The sequence below is a fragment of the Paracoccus sp. (in: a-proteobacteria) genome, assembly GCF_046462195.1.
Taxonomy (GTDB): Bacteria; Pseudomonadota; Alphaproteobacteria; order Rhodobacterales; family Rhodobacteraceae; genus Paracoccus.
This window is the reverse complement of sequence record NZ_JBKGUN010000178.1, coordinates 1-6,800: the sequence shown is the minus strand read 5'-3', so window position 1 is coordinate 6,800 and position 6,800 is coordinate 1. Positions and strand designations below refer to the sequence as shown.

The 6,800-nt window shown below is 62.5% G+C and carries 7 protein-coding genes; 4 read left to right on the top strand and 3 right to left on the bottom strand.

Annotated elements, in window-relative coordinates:
- The coding region (locus ACLHHB_RS11250; protein ID WP_410218374.1) for a TGS domain-containing protein at positions 1-441 on the bottom strand (441 nt) is incomplete at its 3' end.
- A 119-nt stretch (positions 442-560) separates the two neighbouring features.
- Here ACLHHB_RS11250 and ACLHHB_RS11245 point away from each other — a divergent pair.
- The gene (locus tag ACLHHB_RS11245; protein WP_410218373.1) at positions 561-1,325 is read left to right on the top strand and encodes an alpha/beta hydrolase; all 765 of its coding nucleotides are present in this window, start codon (positions 561-563) and stop codon (positions 1,323-1,325) included.
- Here the strand turns inward: ACLHHB_RS11245 and ACLHHB_RS11240 are convergent.
- Together ACLHHB_RS11240 and phaZ are read right to left on the bottom strand one after the other, a co-directional pair.
- Positions 1,307-1,780: a pyridoxamine 5'-phosphate oxidase family protein gene (locus ACLHHB_RS11240; protein WP_410218372.1), complete on the bottom strand. Its 474-nt coding sequence runs from the start codon at positions 1,778-1,780 to the stop codon at positions 1,307-1,309. The genes ACLHHB_RS11245 and ACLHHB_RS11240 overlap by 19 nt on opposite strands.
- Positions 1,781-1,844: 64 nt before the next feature.
- Positions 1,845-3,200, bottom strand: coding sequence for a polyhydroxyalkanoate depolymerase (gene phaZ, locus ACLHHB_RS11235; RefSeq protein WP_410218371.1), 1,356 nt, complete (start codon positions 3,198-3,200; stop codon positions 1,845-1,847).
- 118 nt (positions 3,201-3,318) lie between these two features.
- On the opposite strand from phaZ, the gene phaC reads away from it, so the two are divergent.
- The 3 genes from phaC to phaR all read left to right on the top strand — a co-directional run bounded on the left by phaC (position 3,319) and on the right by phaR (position 6,711).
- Positions 3,319-5,367, top strand: a complete 2,049-nt coding sequence (gene phaC / locus ACLHHB_RS11230) for a class I poly(R)-hydroxyalkanoic acid synthase (RefSeq protein ID WP_410218370.1) — start codon at positions 3,319-3,321, stop codon at positions 5,365-5,367.
- Positions 5,368-5,515: 148 nt separating this feature from the next.
- Positions 5,516-5,989, top strand: coding sequence for a Phasin (locus ACLHHB_RS11225; protein ID WP_410218369.1), 474 nt, complete (start codon positions 5,516-5,518; stop codon positions 5,987-5,989).
- 140 nt (positions 5,990-6,129) lie between these two features.
- On the top strand, positions 6,130-6,711 hold the full coding sequence (gene phaR / locus ACLHHB_RS11220; protein ID WP_410218368.1) for a polyhydroxyalkanoate synthesis repressor PhaR: 582 nt from the start codon (positions 6,130-6,132) through the stop codon (positions 6,709-6,711).
- The last annotated feature ends 89 nt before the right edge of the window (positions 6,712-6,800 follow it).

Genomic DNA, 6,800 nt, shown 5'->3' with positions numbered 1-6,800 from the left:
GGCGCGGTCGCGGTCCCAGACCTCGGTGCGGACGGGTTCGCGGGCGTTGATGATGTCCTTCATCGCCGCCTCGATGCGGCCCAGATCCTCGGGCGTGAAGGGTTCGGCGCGGTCGAAGTCGTAGAACCAGCCATAGTCGCGGACCGGGCCGATCGTGACCTTCACGTCCGGCCAGATGGACTGGACGGCGCGGGCCATCACGTGGGCAAAGTCATGGCGGATCAGTTCCAGCGCCTGCGCCTCGTCCTTCATGCTGTGGATCGCGATGGCGCCGCTGCGGGTGATCGGCCAAGCCAGGTCGATATGCTGGCCGTCAAGGCTGGCGGAAATGGCACGCTTGGCCAGGCTGGGGGCGATGCTTTCGGCAACCGCAGCCGCCGTGACGCCGGCGGGATAGTCGCGCGCATTGCCATCAGGAAAGGTGAGGGAGATCTGGGACATGTCGTCCTCCTCGTCGGTTTGGCGCCCACGGAACGCCCGGTTGCGGGTATGGTCGCGGCAGGCATGGACCTCGGCGGGGAAACTGTCAAGATAACGGCGCAAGACGCAAGGAACCTGCCATGACCGATTTTCTGACAACAACCGCCGGACGGCGCATCGCGTATTCGAAAACGGCGGGGCAGGGGCCGGGCGTGGTGTTCCTGGGGGGGTTCCGATCCGACATGGCCGGGACAAAGGCCGTGCATCTGCAGGATTGGGCGCAGCGGACGGGCCGCGCCTTCCTGCGCTTTGACTATTCCGGGCATGGCAGCAGCAGCGGCGTGTTCGAGGAGGGCTGCATCGGCGAATGGGCCGAGGATGCCCGCGCCGTCATCGAGACGCTGACCGACGGACCGCAGGTTCTGGTGGGATCGTCCATGGGAGGATGGATCAGCCTGCTGATGGCGCGGGACATGCCGCAACGGGTGGCGGGGCTGGTCACCATCGCCGCCGCGCCCGACTTCACCGAGCGCGGCTTTTGGGCCGGTTTCTCTGCCGAACACCGGGCGGCGTTGGTGGCGGATGGCCGGCTGGCGCTGCCAAGCGACTATGGCGAGCCTTATGTCATCACGCAAAAGCTGATCGAGGACGGGCGCCGGCACCTGGTGCTGGACCAGCCGCTGGATCTGGCGATGCCGGTGCGGATGCTGCAAGGAACGGCAGATGCGGATGTGCCCATGTCATGGGCGCTGGACCTGCTGAGCCATGCGTCAGGCGAGGATGTGCGGTTGACGTTGGTCAAGGGTGCCGACCACCGCTTTTCCACCCCCGACTGTCTGGATCTGATCACGCAAACGGTTGAGGATCTGATCGAGCACCTTCGGGATCAGAACCGGAGCGTGTAATGCTCGCCCATGTCGGGCGTGGCGCCCGTGACCTTGGAACGGGCAATCTGGTAAAGAAAGGCAATCCGCCCGCCAGTGGCCCAGACCTCGGTTTCGGACAGGTCCATGCGCAGCAGCTGGATGTCATCATCCCGCCGGCCATCCTCGAACCAGCTGGAAGCGACTGCATTCCACAATTCGTCCAGCTTGGCAGCATCGTCGGACAGTGACAGGCGGCCATGGATGCGGGCATAAAGCCCCTCGCCTCCGTCGCTGACGACATGGATCGCATCCTTGGGGCCCGTGCCCAGCGTCTCGACCAGATCGGTGCCCTTGGCGGTGATGAACCACAGACGGCTCTCGTCGCGGTCGGCATAATGCGACATCGGCACCAGCCGCGGGTCTTCGGTCACGCCCAGCATGCCGGAGTTTATGTCCTCGAGGCGGCTCCAGAATTGGTCGGGATGGTCGGTCATTTGATCCTTTCGTGCCGCGACAGGCGGCGCCCGGCACCAAACGAGGCATGACCGGCCGGAGTTCCTAGACTGCCATCTTGGATGTATCCATCGGGTCGTTCACGCCGCAGTCGGCCGCCACGCCCCCTTGCTTGCGCCGACGCTTGGGTTTGATGCTGTCGGGAAGAGCCGCATTCTCGTCAATGAAGTCCAGAACGAGCGGGCGGATGTTCAGTCGCCAGGATTTTCCTGCAAAGATCCCGTAATGGCCTGCGCCCGGTTCCAGATGTTGCGTCTTTTTGGCATCGGGGACACCCGTGCAAAGGTTCAGTGCCGCCACACACTGGCCAGGGGCCGAGATGTCGTCATTCGACCCTTCGACCGTCATGATGGCCACGTCGGTGATCTTGCCGATATCGACGGGACGGCCGTTCACGGTGAAGCGGTTTTGGGCGATCTCCAGATTCTTGAAGATCCGTTCGACCGTGGACAGGTAGAATTCGGCCGTCATGTCCATGACGGCCAGATATTCATCATAGAACTTGTTGTGCTTGTCATTTTCCGAGGCCGTGCCGCGGGCTTCGGCGAAGATCTGGTTGATGAAGGCGCGCGTGTGGCTTTCCGCGTTCATCGCGATGAAGCTGCTGAGCTGCGCAAGCCCAGGATAGACCATGCGGCCTGCGCCGCGATACTTGAAGCCGACCGACTGGATCAGCAGATGCTCCAGCTGACCCATGGTGATGCGGTTGCCGAAATCGGTCACCTCGGTCGCGGCCGCATCGGGATCGACGGGGCCTCCGATCAGCGTCAGCGTCCGGGGCTGGGCGGAGGGATCCTCCTCGGCCAAGATGGCCGTGGCGGCCAGCGCCAGTGGCGCGGGCTGGCAGACCGCGATCACATTGGTGTCGGGCCCGAGGAAGCGGATGAACTCTACAAGGTAGGAGGTATAGTCCTCGATATCGAACTTGCCCTCGCTGACTGCTATGTCGCGCGCATTGTGCCAGTCGGTGACGTAAAGCTCGCAATCCTTCAAAAGCGAGGTGACGGTTGATCGCATCAGCGTCGCGTAATGGCCCGACATGGGGGCTACCAGCAGGACCTTGCGCGGCAGCGGATCGCGACGGGCGACGCGGAAATGGATCAGGTCGCCAAAGGCCCGTTTGACGACGGGTTCGACATAAACAACGTGATCCTGTCCATCCTCGCCGGCGATGGGAGGAATGTCCCAGTCCGGCTTGGTGATCATCCGGGCATAGCTGCGTTCGGTGACGCGCCCCCATGCACTGATCATCCGGAACGCCGGGTTCGGCACCAGCGCAAAGGCAGGATAGGCCCCCATGGCGCGCGCCGTCGCCCCCAGCCATTCGTTCGTGTTCCGGATCGTTTCCATCGCATCGTAGGACAGAACGCCCTTGAACCCGTTTGCCGACATGTCACCCATCCATCGCTGCGCCGTTCGATCCGCGAAAGGGAGATGAGGGGCGAACGCGGACGAAAGCCGGTTTACGCCTTGCCTGCCCTGCGCGTATCATGTCCATAACTAAGGGGGAGAACGGATCATGGCAAGGCAGCCGGACCCTACGGGTAAAATTGTTACCGCTTCGCGCAGGCGAGCCACACGAAGCAAGGCGGCGGACGAGGGTGCGGCCCCCATTCCCGCCGATGCGGACTTGCAGGATAAAGGCGGCCCGGCTGAAACGCCGCCCGCCAAGGCCGTGCGGAACCCTCGTACCAAGTCCACCGCAGCAACGACCCCGCCCACTGAGCCGGCGGATCAGGCGGATGCGGCGCCGCTGGCCGAGGCTCCGGCCGGAACCCCGCCTTCGGATGAGTTGCCTGTCGCGGCCCTGCCCAAGGCCAGTGCAAAGAAGCTGGCCGAGAACATCCAGCGCATCGAGGCCCTGAGCCACCGCCTGATCAGCGCCTTTGCGGAGCGCAACCTGCCCAATCCGGGTGTCGAGGGACCAGGTTCGGATCTGTTCGTGACGGCCACGAACGCGTTTCTGAAGACGTTGGCCGAGCAGCCTGGCCGCATGATCGAGACCCAGGTCACCTATTGGGGTGAAACGCTGAGCAACTATGCCCAAGCCCAGCAGGCCTTGGCCCGTGGAAAGATGACCGCGCCCCCGGATGATGCACCCGCGGACAAGCGCTTTGCCAATCCGCTGTGGCAGAGCCATCCTTACTTCAACCTGGTCAAGAAGCAGTACCTGACCAATGCCAAAGCCTTGAAGGAGGCGGCGCAGGATCTGCAACTGCCGGACGAGGTGGCACGGCGGCGGGTGACCTGGCTGACCAACCAGATCGTGGACATGCTGGCGCCGACCAATTTCCTGGCCACCAATCCCGACGCGCTGGAGCGCGCGATCGAGACCGAAGGGGAGAGCCTCGTGCGCGGCCTGGAGAACCTTGTCCGTGATATCGAACAGAACAGCGGCGACGTGATCGTGTCGCTGGCGGACCGCAAGGCCTTCGTGGTCGGGGAAAACATCGGCACCGCGCCCGGCAGTGTCGTGCACCGCACGCCGCTGTACGAGCTGATTCAGTACGCGCCCTCGACCGAACAGGTCCATGCCCTGCCGCTGCTGATCTTTCCGCCCTGGATCAACAAGTTCTACATCCTGGACCTCAAGCCCCAGAACAGCCTGATCCGGTGGCTGGTCGATCAGGGTCACACCCTGTTCATCGTCAGCTGGAAAAATCCGGACGCCAGCTTTGCCGATCTGGGATTGGCTGACTACATGGCCACATACAGCGAGGCGATGGACAAGGTGCTGGAGTTGACCGGGCAGCAGCAGCTGAACGCGGTCGGCTATTGCATCGCCGGCACGACCCTGTCGCTGACCCTTGCGCTGCTGAAGCAGCAGGACGATCGGCGGGTCAATTGCGCCAGTTTCTTCACGACGCTGACCGATTTTTCGGACCAGGGAGAGTTCACGACCTTTCTCCAGGACGACTTTGTCAGCGGCATCGGGCAGGAGGTGCAGCGACACGGCCTGCTGCCTGCGCGGCTGATGTCACGCACCATGAGCTTTCTGCGCGCCAATGATCTTGTCTGGGGACCTGCGATCCGCAGCTACATGATGGGCGAAACGCCGCCCGCCTTCGACCTGCTGTTCTGGAACGGCGACAGCACCAACCTGCCGGGCCGGATGGCAATGGAGTATCTGAAAGGCCTTTGCCAGAAGAACGCCTTCGCGGGCGAGGGCTTCGACATCGCGGACCATCGCCTGCACATCTCGGATGTGACGGTTCCGGTCTGCGCGATCGCCTGCGAGGGTGACCACATCGCGCCCTGGAAGGACTGCTGGCGCGGCATTGCCAGCATGGGCGCCCAGGACAAGACGTTCATCCTGTCCCAGTCAGGTCATGTTGCAGGCATCGTGAACCCGCCCACGCGCAAGAAATACGGTCACTACACCGGCGACAGCGACTTTGGCGCAGGGCATCAGGCTTGGCGTGATCATGCGGAATTTGCGGAGGGAAGCTGGTGGCCGACTTGGGGCGCTTGGTTGGCGGAGCGGGCAGGGGACATGGTTTCGGCACGTCATCCGCAGAACGAGATCGACCCTGCACCGGGGCTTTACGTTCATGAACGGGCGGGCTGACCTGCCATAGCCTCTGGCGAAGATTCTGCTGCAGTGCAGAAGAAAAAACTTGAAATGCTGCACCGCAGCATTCATATTGCTTGGGTGGAATGGAAGCGGCGATGCGTTCCCTGGTTTCTCGATCGCTGCAGCACTAGGAGTGAATGACATGGCAAAGACCCCCGATTTCGCCAAGACGATGCAGGACATGATGGCGAACTTTCCGATCGATACCAGCTCGATGCAGGAAGCGATGAAATCGCAGAGCATGCTGGGCGAGCGTCTGGCCCGTGTGGCACTGTCCGCCGCGGAGCGTTCGACCGAGATTTCCGCCCGCTGGGCCAAGGACTCGATCACCCGCATGGGCGAATTGGCCTCGGTCAAGCAGGAGCCTTCCGATTATGCCAAGGCGATGAGCGATTTTGCTTCGGCCTCGGCTGAGATCGCAGCCGAGCATATGGCCGCCTATGCCGAAGTGGCGAAAAAAGTCCAGATGGACACTGTCGATCTGATGCTGACCGCCGGCAAGGACATCTCGAACGACGCGCAGAAGATCGCCGAGAAAGCCGCGGCTGACAACCAAGCCGCCGTTCGCAAGGCCGCCACTGCTGCAACTGCCACGACGGCTGCCGCAGCGAAGTGACTTCTTGAGAATTTGCGATGATGGGGCGGCTTCGGCCGCCCTATTTGCATTCAGGGTTCACCTTGCCGGCGGGGCTTTTTCCTTTGCCTTTTGCCGGTGCAGCTTCCATCATGGACAAAACCGACTGCAAGGACCTCAGGATGGCCGCCTCATCTGCGCCGCTGCTGATCAAGCGTTATGCCAGCCGCCGCCTCTACAATACCGAAACAAGCGACTATGTGACGCTTGAGGATATCGCGGCCTTCATCCGCGAGGGGCGGGAGGTCAAGATCGTCGATCTCAAGTCCGGCGACGACCTGACGCGTCAGTATCTGCTGCAGATCATTGCCGAACACGAAAGCAGGGGCGAAAATGTTCTGCCGCTCGACGTTCTGACCGATCTTGTCCGCAGCTATGCCAGCAACGCCCAGTCGGTGGTTCCGCAATTCCTGGCCGCCAGTTTCGAGATGCTGCGCGATGGACAGTCCAAGCTCATGGAGAACATGGCCACGATTCCCAATCCCATGGCGACCATGCCGGGGTTCGAGGCCCTTCAGCGCCAGCAGCAGATGTTCCTGAAGGCGATGATGGGCGGCTGGAGGGGCGGCGCGTCAGGCCCTGAGCCCGAAGAATTGAGTGGAAGCGATAACAATGCTCCACAGTCTGGCGGTGGCGACGACACCGACATGAAAGAGATTCGCAGGCAACTGGCGGAACTGCAGAGGCGCATCTCAAAGCTCTGACATCTGGCTTGCACAGACGGATTTCGCAGGTTAGACGGTCGCAACGGAGCGGTGGCCGAGTGGTCGAAGGCGCACGCCTGGAAAGTGTG

Bases quoted from the DNA above. Each gene is read 5' to 3' on its own strand.
- ACLHHB_RS11245 (WP_410218373.1), top strand. From the start codon at position 561: ATGACCGATTTTCTGACAACAACCGCCGGACGGCGCATCGCGTATTCG.
- phaZ (WP_410218371.1), bottom strand. From the start codon at position 3,200: ATGGGTGACATGTCGGCAAACGGGTTCAAGGGCGTTCTGTCCTACGAT.
- ACLHHB_RS11240 (WP_410218372.1), bottom strand. From the start codon at position 1,780: ATGACCGACCATCCCGACCAATTCTGGAGCCGCCTCGAGGACATAAAC.
- phaR (WP_410218368.1), top strand. From the start codon at position 6,130: ATGGCCGCCTCATCTGCGCCGCTGCTGATCAAGCGTTATGCCAGCCGC.
- ACLHHB_RS11225 (WP_410218369.1), top strand. From the start codon at position 5,516: ATGGCAAAGACCCCCGATTTCGCCAAGACGATGCAGGACATGATGGCG.
- phaC (WP_410218370.1), top strand. From the start codon at position 3,319: ATGGCAAGGCAGCCGGACCCTACGGGTAAAATTGTTACCGCTTCGCGC.